The organism is Streptomyces sp. NPDC031340, assembly GCF_055569945.1.
Genome location: NZ_JBVIIE010000025.1, coordinates 105,335 through 120,056, shown reverse-complemented (window position 1 = coordinate 120,056; position 14,722 = coordinate 105,335). Strand labels below are relative to the sequence as shown.

General features: G+C 74.3%; 14 protein-coding genes. 3 read left to right on the top strand and 11 right to left on the bottom strand.

What is annotated here, in order from left to right; genetic code table 11:
• Positions 1-186 precede the first annotated feature (186 nt).
• On the bottom strand, positions 187-783 hold the full coding sequence (locus tag ACZ5GT_RS21210) for a polysaccharide deacetylase family protein (RefSeq protein WP_469026885.1): 597 nt from the start codon (positions 781-783) through the stop codon (positions 187-189).
• A 111-nt stretch (positions 784-894) separates the two neighbouring features.
• Between ACZ5GT_RS21210 and ACZ5GT_RS21205 the strand changes: the two genes are divergently transcribed.
• Complete coding sequence (locus ACZ5GT_RS21205) at positions 895-1,656, top strand: hypothetical protein (RefSeq protein WP_469026881.1); 762 nt, start codon at positions 895-897, stop codon at positions 1,654-1,656.
• Here the strand turns inward: ACZ5GT_RS21205 and ACZ5GT_RS21200 are convergent.
• Positions 1,647-2,591: a polysaccharide deacetylase family protein gene (locus ACZ5GT_RS21200; RefSeq protein WP_469026874.1), complete on the bottom strand. Its 945-nt coding sequence runs from the start codon at positions 2,589-2,591 to the stop codon at positions 1,647-1,649. The two genes, ACZ5GT_RS21205 and ACZ5GT_RS21200, sit on opposite strands and share 10 nt — an antisense overlap.
• Before the next feature lie 90 nt (positions 2,592-2,681).
• Between ACZ5GT_RS21200 and ACZ5GT_RS21195 the strand changes: the two genes are divergently transcribed.
• On the top strand, positions 2,682-3,848 hold the full coding sequence (locus tag ACZ5GT_RS21195; RefSeq protein ID WP_469026869.1) for a THUMP-like domain-containing protein: 1,167 nt from the start codon (positions 2,682-2,684) through the stop codon (positions 3,846-3,848).
• 27 nt (positions 3,849-3,875) lie between these two features.
• Here the strand turns inward: ACZ5GT_RS21195 and ACZ5GT_RS21190 are convergent, their stop codons facing one another.
• The 5 genes from ACZ5GT_RS21190 to ACZ5GT_RS21170 form a co-directional block, all read right to left on the bottom strand.
• Positions 3,876-5,189, bottom strand: a complete 1,314-nt coding sequence (locus tag ACZ5GT_RS21190; protein ID WP_469026866.1) for an RNA polymerase sigma factor — start codon at positions 5,187-5,189, stop codon at positions 3,876-3,878.
• 54 nt (positions 5,190-5,243) lie between these two features.
• The gene (locus ACZ5GT_RS21185; RefSeq protein ID WP_469026859.1) at positions 5,244-5,600 is read right to left on the bottom strand and encodes a YciI family protein; all 357 of its coding nucleotides are present in this window, start codon (positions 5,598-5,600) and stop codon (positions 5,244-5,246) included.
• 212 nt (positions 5,601-5,812) lie between these two features.
• Positions 5,813-6,871 carry an LCP family protein gene (locus tag ACZ5GT_RS21180; RefSeq protein ID WP_469026853.1) on the bottom strand — a complete coding sequence of 353 codons (1,059 nt, stop codon included), beginning with the start codon at positions 6,869-6,871 and terminating at the stop codon, positions 5,813-5,815.
• A gap of 93 nt (positions 6,872-6,964) precedes the next feature.
• Positions 6,965-8,329, bottom strand: coding sequence for an endo-1,4-beta-xylanase (locus ACZ5GT_RS21175; RefSeq protein WP_469026847.1), 1,365 nt, complete (start codon positions 8,327-8,329; stop codon positions 6,965-6,967).
• A 145-nt stretch (positions 8,330-8,474) separates the two neighbouring features.
• Positions 8,475-9,527 (bottom strand): LacI family DNA-binding transcriptional regulator, encoded by a 1,053-nt coding sequence (locus ACZ5GT_RS21170; RefSeq protein ID WP_469026841.1) that lies wholly within the window; start codon positions 9,525-9,527, stop codon positions 8,475-8,477.
• Positions 9,528-9,658: 131 nt separating this feature from the next.
• On the opposite strand from ACZ5GT_RS21170, the gene ACZ5GT_RS21165 reads away from it, so the two are divergent.
• Complete coding sequence (locus ACZ5GT_RS21165; protein WP_469026835.1) at positions 9,659-11,965, top strand: beta-xylosidase/alpha-l-arabinosidase; 2,307 nt, start codon at positions 9,659-9,661, stop codon at positions 11,963-11,965.
• Positions 11,966-12,170: 205 nt separating this feature from the next.
• Here ACZ5GT_RS21165 and ACZ5GT_RS21160 read toward each other — a convergent pair whose 3' ends face one another.
• From ACZ5GT_RS21160 to tsaB, 4 genes are read right to left on the bottom strand one after another with little or no spacing between them, the layout of a single operon-like run.
• On the bottom strand, positions 12,171-12,428 hold the full coding sequence (locus tag ACZ5GT_RS21160) for a hypothetical protein (RefSeq protein ID WP_469026832.1): 258 nt from the start codon (positions 12,426-12,428) through the stop codon (positions 12,171-12,173).
• Positions 12,425-13,546 (bottom strand): tRNA (adenosine(37)-N6)-threonylcarbamoyltransferase complex transferase subunit TsaD, encoded by a 1,122-nt coding sequence (gene tsaD, locus ACZ5GT_RS21155; RefSeq protein WP_469026827.1) that lies wholly within the window; start codon positions 13,544-13,546, stop codon positions 12,425-12,427. Before tsaD ends, ACZ5GT_RS21160 begins: the two co-directional genes overlap by 4 nt.
• Entirely contained in the window at positions 13,539-14,045 is a 507-nt protein-coding gene (rimI, locus tag ACZ5GT_RS21150) for a ribosomal protein S18-alanine N-acetyltransferase (protein ID WP_469026822.1), read from the bottom strand. Before rimI ends, tsaD begins: the two co-directional genes overlap by 8 nt.
• Complete coding sequence (gene tsaB / locus ACZ5GT_RS21145) at positions 14,042-14,698, bottom strand: tRNA (adenosine(37)-N6)-threonylcarbamoyltransferase complex dimerization subunit type 1 TsaB (RefSeq protein WP_469026818.1); 657 nt, start codon at positions 14,696-14,698, stop codon at positions 14,042-14,044. Before tsaB ends, rimI begins: the two co-directional genes overlap by 4 nt.
• Between the last annotated feature and the right edge of the window lie 24 nt (positions 14,699-14,722).

Here is a 14,722-nt window from a genome sequence, read left to right as displayed (position 1 = left end):
GGGGTCGGGTGTGGTGCGGGGGTGGTGTGCGGTTTGTTTTGGCTCTCCCCCCCCCTCCCCCCCCCCACCCCCCCCCCCCCCCCCCCCCCCCCCCCCCCCACTGCGCTGCGAGCCCGTACGGCTGCCCGGGGCCGGCCGAGTGGCGTCAGCCCGGCCGACGCCACGCCGGCCGACGCCGGCCCGCCGTCAGATGTAGTCCTCCAGCCGCGCCACCCTCAGTCCCCGGCCGCGCGCCTCCCGCAGCAGCCGCGCCGTCCGCTCCCCCGGCGTCGGTCCCGTGCCCTCGCCCGAGGCCACGGCCACGACGTCGCCGGGGCCGAGGCGCTGCTCGCCGCCCGCGTACGTCAGGTCGCCGTCCGCCGTCATCGCCGCCCGCCACAGCACGACCGCCGAGATGCCGCAGTCGGCAGCGGCGCGCAGGGTCGTCGTGTCGTACGTGCCGTAGGGCGGGCGGAAGAGGCGGGGGCGGACGCCGAAGCGGGCGGCGAGCTTGTCCTGCTGGCCGCAGATCTCGGCGCGCTGGCCGGCGTAGGGCAGGCCGCGCAGGGCGCGGTGGTCCAGGGTGTGGTTCTGCAGGCTGACGCCGACCGACCGCAGGCGGGCGAGGTGGGCGTAGCCCGGGCCGGCGACCCGGTCGGTGAGGAAGAGGCTGACGGGCAGGCGCAGTGCGCGGACCGTCTCGACGAGGCGGGGGTCCGTCTCCGCGCCGTCGTCGTAGGTGAGGAAGACGACCTTGTCGCGGGTGGGGACGCGGGAGACGACGTGCGGCAGGCCCCGGTCCATCGCGGGCGCGGGCGGAACCCGGGACGGGTTCGGGGTCTCATGGCCCCGGCCGCGGGACGACGCCCGACCGGGCGCGGGATCGCTGCCGCGGGACGACGCCCGACCGGGGGCGTGGTCCCGGCCGCGAGACGGCGGCTGCCCGGCGGTGAGGTCGCGGCCGCAGGACGTCTGCTGCCCGGCGGCCGGCTGCCCGGCCGGGTGACGGGCGGCCGGCTGCCCGGCCGGGTGACGGGCGGCCGGCTGCCCGGCTGGGTGACCGGCGGCCGGCTGCCCGGCTGGGTGACCGGCGGCCGGCTGCCCGGCCGGGTGACCGGCGGCCGGCTGCCCGGCCGGGTGACCGGCGGCCGGCTGCCCGGCCGGGTGACCGGCGGCCGGCTGCCCGCCGTCGTACGACGGCAGCCCGGCACCCCCGTCTCCGGCGCCGACCGGTCGGTGCCCGGCGGTCCCCTCCCCGGCGCCACGCGGCCGGTGCCCGGCGGTCTCGTCCCCTACGCCGAACCGCCGGTTCTCGGCGCCCCCGTCTTCGGCGCCGACCGGCCGACGCCCGACACCCCCGCCCCCGCCCCCGGCGCCACGCAGCCGCTGCCCTGCGCCCCCGTCCCCCACACCGCACGCCCCCTGCCCCGCACTCCTGTCCCCCGTACCGCGCGACCGTTGCCCGGCATCCCCGTCCCCGCCGCCCGGCCGGTGCCCGGCGGACGTGCTTCCCGCACCCTGCGGCAGTTGCTCGGCGGTCGCCGGGCCGTGCGGGCGGATCCGGCGGGTCGCCTTCTCGCCGAGGCGGTGGATGGGGTCGACGGACGGGGCGCAGCCGGTGAGCAGGACGGTGGCCGCCAGTGCCCCGGCCGCCAGGCGGCGCCGCCTCACAGGTAGTCCTCCAGCCGGGCCACCGCGTATCCCTCGGCGGTGACCTTGTCCAGGAAGCGGCGGAGCATGTCGGGCATGGTGCCCTTCCACTGTCCCCGGCCCCGGAAGTGGGTCAGGACGATGTCGCCGGGGTGCAGGGAGGGCTCCCCCTCGCGGTACTCCCAGTGGTCGACGAAGACCTCCTCGTCCCAGATGGGCGCGTACCGGATGCCGCAGGCCTTCGCGGCGCGCAGGGTGTCCTGGTCGTAGCTGCCGTAGGGCGGGCGGAAGAGGCGGGGGCGGACGCCGTAGTGCTCCTCGATCACGTCCTGCATGCCGCAGATCTCGTGCTTCTGCTCCTTGTAGGACATGCCGCGGAGGTAGGGGTGGCGCAGGGTGTGGTTGTTCAGCGTCACCCCGTCGTGCCGCATCTTCTCGAAGTAGCCGTAGTCGTCCCGGATCAGGAAGCCGCTGAGGAAGGCGGAGTACGGGATCTTCAGCTCGCGCGTCATCCGCAGGAACGCCGGGTCCTTCTCGGCGCCGTCGTCGATGGTGAGGAAGACGACCTTCTGGTCGGTGGGGACGGTGGTGAAGACCGGGGGGAGGTCCAGTTCGCGCTGGCCGTCGACCTCGAAGCCCTTGCGGGCGGTGATCACCGGCTTCTTCTCGGGCGGCGGCGGGGCGGTCAGCGGCATCTTCGCCAGGCCCCAGCGTCTGGCCGCCGCGGCCCGGGCGGCGTAGGCGGCGCGCAGCCGTGCGGCGTACCCCTCGATGGCGCGGGCCGGAGGCGCTTTCAGGGGCGGCTGGCCGGCCGCCGGGGTCACCTCGCCCGGGGGCACCTCGGAGACGTCGCCCTGCGCACAGCCGGAGGCGATGGCGGCCGCGGCGAGCAGGGCGGCCCCGCAGCGGACTCGCACCCCGAACGACGCCCTATTTTCATCGTTTTGTCGTACTGCTCGCATGATGCCGGATCCTCGCAGCCCCCGTCCCGCGTCCCGGCCCGACACCGCGGCCGGCGGCACACCATCCCCCGGCTGGCCCACAATGAGCCGGTGAACGACCTCGCCTGCCTCCTCACCCCCGAAGGCCGCGCCCTCCTCGAAGAGGTGCGCGACACCGCCCCGGCCGACGAACTCGCCGTCGCCACCCGGCTGCGCCGCGAGCACCCCGCCGAACTGGTGTCGGCGGCGCTCGGGCAGGCGCGGCTGCGGCAACGGGCGGCGGCGAAGTTCGGGGCGGCGGACGCGCGGCGGATGTTCTTCACGCCGAACGGGGTCGAGCAGTCGACCCGGGCGAGCGTCGCGGCGTACCGGGCCGGGCGGCTACGGGAACTGGGCGTGACCTCGGTCGCCGACCTGTGCTGCGGGATCGGCGGGGACGCGGTCGCGCTGGCGCGGGCCGGCATCAGGGTGCTCGCCGTGGACCGCGACCCGGTGACGGCGGCCGCGGCGCGCGCGAACGCCGACGCGCTCGGGCTCACGGAGCTGATCGAGGTGCGCCAGGCCGACGTGACCGAGGTGGACACGGCCGGCTGGGACGCCGTGTTCGTCGACCCCGCCCGGCGCGGCGGACGCGGCCGCGTCTTCGACCCGGAGGCCTACTCGCCCCCGCTCTCCTGGGCGGTCGGTGCGGCCCGCACGGCGCCGCACGCCGCCCTCAAGGTCGCGCCCGGCATCCCGCACGAGGCGGTGCCCGCCGACGCCGAGGCCGAGTGGATCTCCGACGGCGGGGACGTGAAGGAGGCCGTGCTGTGGTTCGGGACCGCGCCGGGCGCGGTGCGGGCGACGCTGCTGCCGGGCCCGCGCACGCTGCACGGCAGGGGCCTGCCCGATCCCCCGGTCCGCGCCGTCGGCCGGTACCTGTACGAGCCCGACGGGGCCGTCATCCGCGCCCACCTGGTCGCCGAGGTGGCCGAGGAACTGGACGGCGGCCTGATCGACCCCACCATCGCCTACGTCACCGCCGACCGCCTGCGGCCGACGCCGTACGCCGTGCCGTACGAGATCACCGACCGACTGCCCTTCAACCTGAAGAAGTTGAAGGCGCTGCTGCGGGAGCGGGAGGTCGGGACGCTGACCGTGAAGAAGCGCGGGTCGGCGGTGGAGCCGGAGGAACTGCGCAGGAAGGTCAAGCCGCAGGGGCCGAACGCGGCGACCGTGTTCCTCACGCGGGTCGCGGGGGCGCCGACGATGCTGGTCGGAGCGCCCGCGCGACCTTAGAACTCCGAACAGAAAGGCCCTGGGACCTCAGGTGCCGGGGAGGGCGTCGAGCCGGTCCAGCAGCAGTCGCCGCTCGCGGGCGTTGCGCGTCAGCGCGGCCGCATGTGCCAGTTCCTCGCCCGCCTCCGCGGTGCGCCCCAAGCGGGCCAGCAGCTCACCCCGCACGCTGGGCAGCAGGTGGTAGTCGCGCAGGGCGGGCTCGGCGGCGAGGGCGTCGACGATCTCCAGCGCCTTCGCCGGGCCCTCCGCCATGGACACGGCCACCGCCCGGTTGAGCTCGACGACCGGGGACGGGGCGCGGGCGGCCAGCATCCCGTACAGGGTGGCGATGCTCGCCCAGTCGGTCTCCTCGTAGGAGTGGGCGTGCGCGTGGCAGGCGGCGATGGCGGCCTGGAGGGCGTAGCGGCCCGGGGCGCCGGACGCGGAGGCGGCCCCGGCACGGCCGAGGGCGGCGATGCCGCGGGCGATGAGCATGCGGTTCCAGCGGCGGCGGTTCTGGTCCTTCAGCAGCACGGGTTCGCCGTCCGGGCCGGTGCGGGCGGCCGTGCGGGACGCCTGGAACTCCAGCAGCGCGGTCAGGCCGTGCACCTCGGGCTCCTCCGGCATCAGCCGCGACAGCACACGGGCCAGCCGCAGCGCGTCCTCGCACAGGGCGGGGCGCAGCCAGTCGTCGCCGGCCGTTGCGGCGTACCCCTCGTTGAAGACGAGGTAGACGACGTCGAGGACCGACCCGAGCCGGGCCGCGCGGTCCGGCCCGTACGGCACCTCGAAGGCGACGTTCTTCGCGGCCAGAGTCCGCTTGGCACGCACGATCCTCTGGGCGATCGTCGGCTCGGGGGTGAGGAACGCGCGGGCGATCTCGGCCGTGGTCAGGCCGCCGAGCAGGCGCAGGGTCAGCGCGATGCGGGCCTCGGCGGACAGCGCAGGGTGACAGGCGGTGAACACCAGCCGCAGCAGGTCGTCGTCGATGTCGTCGGGGTCGGGCGGGTCGGCGGGCTCCTCGAACGGCGCCGTCCTCTCCAGGTCCCGCCCGATCTCGCGCAGCTTGCGGGCGTAGGTCTCCCGGCGCCGGACCAGGTCGACGGCGCGGTTCCGGGCGGTGGTCATGAGCCAGGCGCCCGGGTTGTCGGGCACACCGTCCCGCGACCACTGCTCCAGCGCGGCGACCAGCGCGTCCTGCGCGAGTTCCTCGGCGATGCCGACGTCGCGGACTATGCGGGCGACGCCCGCGATGACGCGCGGGGACTCGAGGCGGAAGACGGTGTCGATGGCCTGGCGGGAATCGGCGGCCCGGCGGGGGTCGGCGGCCCGGCGGGGGTCGGCGGTGGGCTGCGGTGTCACAGCCCACCATCGAACACCCCTCGGCGGCCGGGGGCCAGGAGGAATCGGCTCGAGTCAGCCCTCCGCGATCTCGCGCACCTCGCAGGTCACCCGCCACTCCTCGCCGTGCACCTTGAGGAACCGCGAGGTCCACTCCAGCGCCTCGGCCTTGTCCTTGCACTGCATGATCGCGTAGCCGCCGATGACCTCCTTGGTCTCGGTGAACGGCCCGTCGGTGACGGAGGTGTTCCGGCCGTCCCAGTGCACCCGGGTGCCCTGCGCCGACGGCGTCAGCCCGGCGGTGTCCAGCATCACCCCGGCCTTGGTGATCTCCTCGATCAGCTCTCCCATCCGCTGCATCATCTCCGGGCTGGGGCCCCCGGCGGGCGCGGAGTTCTCGTCGATCCGGACCAGTGACAGGTAGCGGGGCATGGTGACTCCTCGGTCGTTCGGTGGTCGTTCGTCCTCCGGGCCGGTTCCTTCGTTTCCGGCCTCTCACCCAGTGCGTCGAACGAACGACGGCCGGATCGACAGGCGCGCCGGATTTCTTCGAAGATTTTTTCCGGCCCGCGCCCGGAGACCGTGACGACGGCCCGCACGCGGAGACCGTGACGACGGCCCGCACGCGGAGACCGTGGCGGCGGTCAGCGCAGCGACGCCCACAGGTTCCGGGCCGCCGGCTGCCGGGCCACCACCCGGTTGGGGTCCGACGGCGCGGTGGCCACCGGCATCGTCACCGTCCGCACGTCGTCCGCCGTCAGGTTCCGCAGGCTGCTGCCGAGGCCGGCCAGTTCGCTCAGCGAGTCCAGGCCGGTGTCGGTGGTCAGGCTGCCGGTCACCGCCTCGGCCACCGTGTAGAGCCTGCCGGGGTCGGTGAGCAGGTCGACCGAGGAGATCCGCTCCAGCAGGGCCTTCACCAGCTTCTGCTGGAGCCCTATGCGGCCCAGGTCGCTGCCGTCGCCTATGCCGTGCCGGGTGCGGGCGAGCGCGAGGGCCTGCTTGCCGTTCAGGTGATGGGTGCCGGCCTGGAGGGTCAGGTGGCTGTCCTGGTCGTCGATGTCCTCGTCCGTGGTGACCGTGACGCCGCCGAGCGCGTCCACCAGCTTCGCGAAGCCGGCGAAGTCGATCTCGATGTAGTGGTCCATACGGACGTTCGTGAGCGACTCGGCCGTCTTCACCGCGCACACCGGCCCGCCTAGCGAATAGGCGCTGTTGAACATCGAGTTGTAGGCCACCGCCGAGGAACCGCCGCCCCGCAGCGGACACGACGGGCGGGTGACGAGCGTGTCGCGCGGGATGCTGACGACGGTGGCGCGGGTGCGGCCGGCGTCGACGTGCACGACCATCGCCGTGTCGGACCGGGCGCCGGAGCTGCTGCCCCCGCCGAGTTCCCGGTTCTCCTTGCCGCCGCGCGAGTCCGAACCGAGGACCAGGATGTTCAGCGCGCCGCTGGGCAGCGGGGACGCGGAGGCGGAGGCGGATCCCGAGGGGGACGGTGTCGTCAGGGCCCTGGCCGGCCGGCTGCCGGCGAGCGCGCTGTCGATGTCGACGCTCTTGATGCTGTCGTCGAGGCGCAGACAGGCCCAGCCCGCCGCCGCGACGCCCAGCACGAGCGTGGCGGCCAGGGCGAGGCCGACGGCCTTCAGCGCTCTCGGCCGTCGGCCTCCGGGTCCGCCCGTGTCGGCGTTCTGGTGTCCGGTCACGGGCAGGACGGTAGGTCCGCAGGATTAGGGGACGGTTAGAGGAACGCTGCGGGACGGTTTTCTTCGGAGAATCTCATCCTTCTCAGCCTCCGCTCAGCCCAGTGTCACCGTGGGCGCCGGGTTGCTCCCGCTCCAGGACCCGTTGAACCCGAAGGTCACCGAACCGCCGTCCGGCACCGCGCCGTTGTAGGAGGCGTTGGCGCACGTCACCGCCGCCCCGGACTGGGTGCAGGAGGCGTTCCACGCCTGGGTGACCTGCTGGCCCGCGCCGTACGTCCAGCTCACCTTCCAGGACGACAGGGACGCCCCGGAACAGGAGATCCGCACCTCCCCCGTGAACCCGGTGCTCCACTGGTTGGTCACGCTGTACGCCGCCGTGCAGCCGTCCGTGGACGGCGGCGGGGTGGTCGTGCCGCCGAGCGCCTCCGCGATGCCGTAGTACGCGGGCTTGGGCGCGTAGTTCTCGTCGTACGGCGTCGCCGCCCCGTAGCCCGGGAACGTGCTCGGCACCCAGGAGTCGGAGTCGGCGAAGCCCCAGACGGTGACGTTGACGCAGCGGGCGACGGCCGCGCAGGCGGCGACGACCGACTTGTAGTCGGCGGCCTGCTGGGCGAGCTTGGCGCTGTCCGCCGGGAGGGCCATGCGCACGTCCAGCTCGGTGATCGCCACGTCGACGCCGAGGTCGGCGAAGCGCTGGATGTTCTGCTGGAGCGTCGAAGGAACCTGGCCGAGGATCAGGTGGGCCTGCAGCCCGACGCCGTCGATCGGCACGCCGCGGTCCTTCAGCGACTTCACCAGGTTGTACAGGGCGGTGGACTTCGCGTTGACGCCCTCGACGTTGTAGTCGTTGATGTACAGCTTGGCGGCCGGGTCGGCGGCGTGCGCCCAGGTGAGGGCGTTGGCGATGTAGTCGGCGCCCAGGCCGTTGTACCAGAGGGTGGAGCGGTAGGTGCCGTCCTCGTTGAAGGGCTCGTTGACGACGTCCCAGGCGGCGATCCGTCCCTTGTAGCGGCCGACCTCGGTGCTGATGTGGTTCTGCAACAGGCTGCTGAGCTGCGCGGACGTCCAGGAGCCGTTGGTCAGCCAGCTCGGGTTCTGGCTGTGCCAGACCAGGGTGTGGCCGCGTACCTGCTGGCCGTGCGCCTCGGCGAAGGCGACGATCTGGTCGGCCTCGGTCCAGTTGAAGCTGCCCTGGGTCGGCTCGACCGACCCCCATTTCATGGCGTTGCCGGGGGTGAGCGAGCTGAACTGGGCGCCCGCGACGTCGCCGTAGGTGCCGGTGAGCTTGGAGCCGGTGACCGCCGTGCCGACGATCTTGCCCTTGGCGGCGCCGAGGTCGCGCAGCGGGGTGTCGGCAGCGTGCGCCACGGGCGCCGTGAACAGCATCAGCGCGCCGGTGAGCAGTGACGCGAGGGATGTGAGGGATCTGGGGGATAACGCCGTTCTCAGAGATCTCATTGCGGGGGCCTCCGAAAGTTTCGGTCGTGCAACCGATTAGCTTCGGAGAGTGTCGGACTGCCCGCCACACCCGTCAATACAGCAACAGCCACCCCTTTGCCGACTGAGCCTTCAAACCGGCACGGCGGATCACGCCGGACATGCCTCAAACCTCCACAGGCGCCGCCGTGCTGCTGCGCACCACCAGGCTGGTGGCGAGTTCCACCCGGGTGGCCACCGGGGCGTGGTCCTCGCGGCCGAGGTCGAGGACCAGCCGGGCCGCCGTCTCGGCCATCTCGGTCAGCGGCTGCCGTACGGTCGTCAGCGGCGGGCCCACCCAGCGGGCGATCGGCAGGTCGTCGAACCCGACCACGCTCAGGTCCTCCGGGATGCGCAGCCCGAGCTCGCGGGCGGCCTCGTACAGGCCGAGCGCCTGGAGGTCGTTGCCGGCGAACACGGCGGTCGGCCGGTCCGGACGGCGCAGCAGCCGCAGCCCCTGCCGGTAGCCGGTCTCGTGGCGGAAGTCGCCGGCCGCGATCATCGACGGATCGACCGGGAGTCCGGCGGTCTCCAGCGCCGCCCGGTAGCCGTCGACGCGGGCGCGGCTGCACATGATGCGGGACGGTCCGCTGATCGCGCCGATACGGGTGTGGCCGAGCTCGACCAGGTGGCGGGTGGCGGCCAGCCCGCCCTGCCAGTTGGTTGCGCCGATCGACGGCACGTCGATGCCCGGGTCGCCCGCCGGGTCCACCACCACGAACGGGATGGAGCGGCTGGTCAGCAGGGCGCGCTGGGAGTCGTCGAGGCCGGACAGCACCAGGATCACGCCGTGCGGCCGGCGCGCGGCGACCTGGTCGGCCCAGGTGCGGCCGGGGGTGAGCCGGCCGGCGCTCTCGCTCAGCACCACGCTCAGGCCGGCGTCCCGGGCGACGTTCTCCACGCCCCGGATGACCTCCATCGCCCAGGAGCTCTCCAGCTCGTGGAAGACCAGGTCGATCAGGGGCGAGCGGCTGGTCTCGGCGCGGCGGCGCCGGTAGCCGTGGACGCGCAGCAGTTCCTCCACGCGGCTGCGGGTGGCGGGGGCGACATCCGCGCGTCCGTTGAGGACCTTCGAAACAGTCGGCGCGGACACGCCGGCCTCTCGGGCGATCTCGGCGAGCGTCGCGCTCTGCGCCGACCGGCCCGCCGTCCGCGTTTCCTGGGGCTCCGGAGGGGTCATGGCGGCGATCGTATCCCTGCACCCCCTCTTGACGAACCTTTCGCCACCGGCCTAGGTTCCGGAACATTCGACATGCTTACCGAAACATTCGCGAGAGGGCCGCACCCCGCCTCGACGAGAGCAGGAGTTTCATGACCACCGCCCCCTGGCGTGACCCCGCCCTGCCCGCCGCCGCCCGCGTCGACGACCTCCTCTCCCGGATGACCCTGGAGGAGAAGACCGCCCAGTTGTACGGGGTGTGGGTGGGCGCCGCCACGGACGGCGACGGAGTCGCCCCCCTGCAGAGCGAGATGGCCGCCGACTACGACTTCGACCAGCTGATCGACCACGGCCTGGGCCAGCTCACGCGCTCCTATGGCACCGCGCCGGTGGACCCGGCGGTGGGCGCGCGGGCGCTGGCCCGCGCCCAGCGGCGCATCGCCGCGGCCGGCCGCTTCGGCATCCCGGCCGTCGCCCACGAGGAGTGCCTGGCGGGCTTCACCGCCTGGGGCGCCACGGCCTACCCCGTGCCGCTGGCCTGGGGCGCCACCTTCGACCCCGGCCTGGTCGAGGAGATGGGCCACCGCATCGGGCACGACCTGCGGGCGGCCGGCGTCCACCAGGGCCTCGCCCCGGTGCTGGACGTCGTACGCGATCCGCGCTGGGGACGGGTGGAGGAGACGATCGGCGAGGACCCCTACCTGGTCGGCACCGTCGGCACCGCCTATGTGCGCGGCCTGGAGTCGGCCGGCGTCGTCGCCACGCTCAAGCACTTCGCCGGGTACGCGTCCTCGGCCGGCGCCCGCAACCTCGCTCCGGTGCGGGCGGGCGTGCGCGAGTTCGCCGACGTGACGCTGGTGCCGTTCGAGATGGCGCTGCGCGAGGGCGGGGCCCGCTCGGTGATGGCCGCGTACACCGACACCGACGGTATCCCGGCCTCCGCGGACCCCGCCCTGCTGACCCGCCTGCTGCGGGAGGAGTGGGGCTTCACCGGCACGGTGGTCGCCGACTACTTCGGCATCGCCTTCCTGCAGACCCTGCACCGCGTCGCGGGCTCCCCCGCCGAGGCGGCGCACGCGGCCCTGACCGCCGGCATCGACGTGGAGCTGCCCACGCTGAACTGCTACGGCAGGCCGCTGCTGGAGGCCGTCCGGGCGGGCGAGGTCCCCGAGTCCCTGGTGGACCGGGCGGCCCGCCGGGTCCTGCTGCAGAAGTGCGAACTCGGTCTGCTGGACGAGGACTGGGACCCGGAGCCGCCCGCGGCGCTCGACCTCGACTCCGCGGCCAACCGGGACGTGGCCGGCCGGCTCGCCCGGGAGTCGGTGGTGCTGCTGGACAACCCCGACGGGCTGCTGCCGCTGGCGCCCGACACCCGGATCGCGGTGGTGGGCCCGAGGGCGGCGGACGCGCTGGCGATGCTCGGCTGCTACTCCTTCCCCTCGCACGTCCTGCCCCGGCACCCCGACGTGCCGACCGGCATCGACATCCCCACCGTGCTGGACGCGCTGCGCACCGAACTCCCCGACGCCAAGGTCACGTTCGCGGAGGGCTGCGGAGTGTCCGACCCGGACGCCTCCGGCTTCGAGGAGGCGGTGGCCCGCGCGGCCGAGGCGGACGTGTGCGTGGCGGTCCTGGGCGACCGGGCGGGCCTGTTCGGTCGGGGCACCTCGGGCGAGGGCTGCGACGTGACCGACCTGCGGCTGCCGGGCGTGCAGGGCGAGCTGCTGGACCGCCTGGTCGCCACCGGGGTGCCGGTGGTGCTGGTGCTGCTGACCGGCCGGCCCTACGCCCTGGGCCGCTGGCAGGGCCGGCTGGGCGCCGTCGTGCAGGCCTTCTTCCCGGGCGAGGAGGGCGGGCCGGCGGTGGCCGGGGTGCTGTCGGGCCGCGTCAACCCCTCCGGCCGCCTTCCGGTGAGCGTGCCGCGCGAGCCGGGCGGCCAGCCCTGGACCTACCTCCAGCCGCCGCTCGGCCTCGCGGGCGAGGTCAGCAACCTGGACCCGACCCCGCTGTACGCCTTCGGGCACGGGCGCTCGTACACGACGTTCGGGTGGGACGACTTCGCGGGCAGCGCGCCCGAGATCACCACGGACGGCTCCTACGACCTGTCGCTGACCGTCCGCAACACCGGCGACCGGGCCGGGGCGGAGGTGGTGCAGCTGTACCTGCACGACCCGGTGGCCTCGGTGACCCGGCCCGACGTGCGCCTGATCGGCTACCGGCGGCTGGAGCTGGAGCCGGGCGCGGCGGCCCGGGTCACCTTCCGGTTCCACGCGGACCTGTCGGCGTTCACCGACCGCTCCGGCACCCGGGTGGTCGAACCCGGCGCCCTGGAACTGCGGCTGGCGGCGTCCAGCGCGGAGGTCCGCCACACGGCACGCCTCACGCTGACCGGACCGGTCCGCCCGCTCGGCCCGGACCGGCGCCTGCGCTGCGAGACGGAGGTGTCCGGGGCGGAGTGAGCCCGGGCGTCGGGGGCGGAGCGACCCGGAACGTCCAGGGCGCAGTGACAGGGGGCGTGTCTGGGGCGGAGCGACCCGGAATGTCCAGGGCGCAGCACCCCGAGGCGTCCGGGCGGAGTGGCCCGGGGCGTCCAAGGCGGAGTGACCCCGGGCGTCCGGGGCGGAGTGGCCCGGGGTGTCCCGCCCGCCCCGGGGCTCCGGGCCGCTACTGCGCCCCCACCGACTCGAACCGCCACCGGTGCACCGCACGGGTGACCAACCCGGCGTCCGGCTCGGGCAGTTCGGGGAGATCGGCGTCGAGGGCCGCGTCCCACCAGGTGATGACGAGGACGCGGTCCTGCGGGGCGCGGAAGGTCTCCCGGCGCAGGGGGCGGGCCGGGAGTTCCCGGTCCCGTGCCCAGGCGAGCAGTTCCGCGCCGCGGCCCGCGGCGGCCCTCGCCTCCCACATCAGCGCGACCGTCACGGGTACAGGTTCTCCTTGGCGGTCTCGTGCACGTGATCATGGCTATGACCGTGACCGTGACCGTGACTGTTGCCGTTGCCGGGTACGTGCGGGTCCGTCACCGGCAGCGAGGAGTCGGCCGACAGGTCCCAGTCGGAGGCCGGCCGATTGCGGGCCACCATCTCCGCGCCGAGCGCCGCCACCATCGCCCCGTTGTCCGTGCACAGCTTCGGCCGCGGCACCCTGAGCCGGATCCCCGCCGCCTCGCAGCGCGCCTGCGCCAGCGCCCGCAGCCGGGAGTTGGCGGCCACACCGCCGCCGATCATCAGGTGGTCCACGCCCTCGTCCTTGCACGCCCGCACGGCCTTGCGGGTGAGCACGTCGACGACCGCCTCCTGGAAGGAGGCCGCCACGTCTCGCACCGGCACCTCCTCGCCCGCGGCCCGCTTGGCCTCGATCCAGCGGGCGACGGCCGTCTTCAGGCCGGAGAAGGAGAAGTCGTACGCCGGGTCGCGCGGGCCGGTCAGGCCGCGCGGGAACGCGATCGCGTCCGGGTCGCCCTCGCGCGCGTACCGGTCGATGACCGGGCCGCCGGGGAAGCCCAGGTCCAGCACGCGGGCGATCTTGTCGAAGGCCTCGCCGGCCGCGTCGTCGATGGTCGCGCCCAGCGGCCGGACGTCGGAGGTGATGTCGCCCGACAGCAGCAGCGACGAGTGCCCACCGCTGACCAGCAGCGCCATCGTCGGCTCCGGCAGCGGGCCGTGCTCCAGCTGGTCGACGCAGATGTGCGAGGCGAGGTGGTTGACGCCGTACAGCGGCTTGCCGAGGGCGTAGGCGTACGCCTTCGCCGCCGAGACGCCGACCAGCAGGGCGCCCGCCAGGCCGGGGCCCGCGGTGACCGCGACGCCGTCCAGGTCGCGGGCGCTGATCCCGGCGTCCTTCAGCGCGCGGTCGATGGTCGGCACCATCGCCTCCAGGTGCGCGCGGGAGGCCACCTCCGGCACGACGCCGCCGAAGCGGGCGTGCTCGTCAACGCTGGAGGCGACGGCGTCGGCCAGCAGGGTGGTGCCGCGGACGATGCCGACGCCGGTCTCGTCGCAGGAGGTCTCGATGCCGAGGACGAGTGGTTCGTCAGCCATTGATCTCGGTTCCTTGTACGGAGGTGGAAGGGTCGGTCAGGCGCATCACCAGGGCGTCGACGTTGCCCGGCTGGTAGTAGCCCCGCCGGAACCCGATGGCCTCGAAGCCGAAGCGCTCGTACAGCTTCTGGGCGCGGGTGTTGTCGATCCGGCACTCCAGCATCACCTCGGAGCACTCGAACGCGGTCGCCGCCCGCAGCAGCTCGGTCAGCAGGCGTCCGCCGAGCCCGGTGCCCTGGTGGTCACGGGCGACGGCGACGGTCTGGACGTCGGCGAGGTCGCCGGAGGCGGCGAGCCCGGCGTACCCGACGATCCGGTCGCCGGCCTCGGCGACGAGGTAGCGGCGGGTCGCCTCGGGGCCGCGCGCGTGGGCCAGTTCGGACCAGAACATGCCCCGGGACCAGGCGTCCTCGGGGAACAGGTCCTTCTCCAGCTCCAGCACGGGGTCGATGTCCCACCAGCGCATCTCGCGCAGTCGGGGGGTCTCGGGTCCGGTCACTTGGGGGTGACCACCTTGTAGTTCTTGGGGACCTGGGCGTCGGGCCGGCGCAGGTACAGCGGCCGCGGAGCGGGCAGTTCCTCCCCGGCGGCGAGCCGCTCGGCGGCCAGCGACGCCAGGGCGGCGGCCGACACGTGCTCGGGCTCGTGCGCCCGGGGGAAGGTGTCCGGGTACAGCAGCGCGCCCGCGCCGACGGCCGGCAGCCCGGCGACCCGGTCGGCGATGTCGGCGGGCCGGTCGACGGCCGGGCCGGTCAGACGGGTGCGGGAGTCGGCGTAGGTCGCCCAGTAGACCTCCTTGCGCCGGGCGTCCGTCGCCACGACGAAGGGGCCCTGCTCGATGTCCGCCGCGTAGGCGAGGCCGTCGAGCGTGCACACGCCGTACACCGGGACTCCGAGCACCAGCCCGAAGGTGTCCGCGGTCATCAGGCCGACCCGGAGCCCGGTGTACGGGCCGGGGCCGACGCCGACGACGACGCCGGTGACGGCGTCGATCTTGAGTCCGGCCTCGGCGAGCAGCCGGTCGACGGCCGGCAGCAGCAGCTCTCCGTGCCGGCGCGCGTCCACCTGGGTCGAGGAGGCGATGACGTCCGTTCCGTCGTGCAGGGCGACGGTCACGGCGGGGGTGGCGGTATCCAGAGCGAGCAAGAGCACGCAAACAGCCTACGGCTCCCGCGG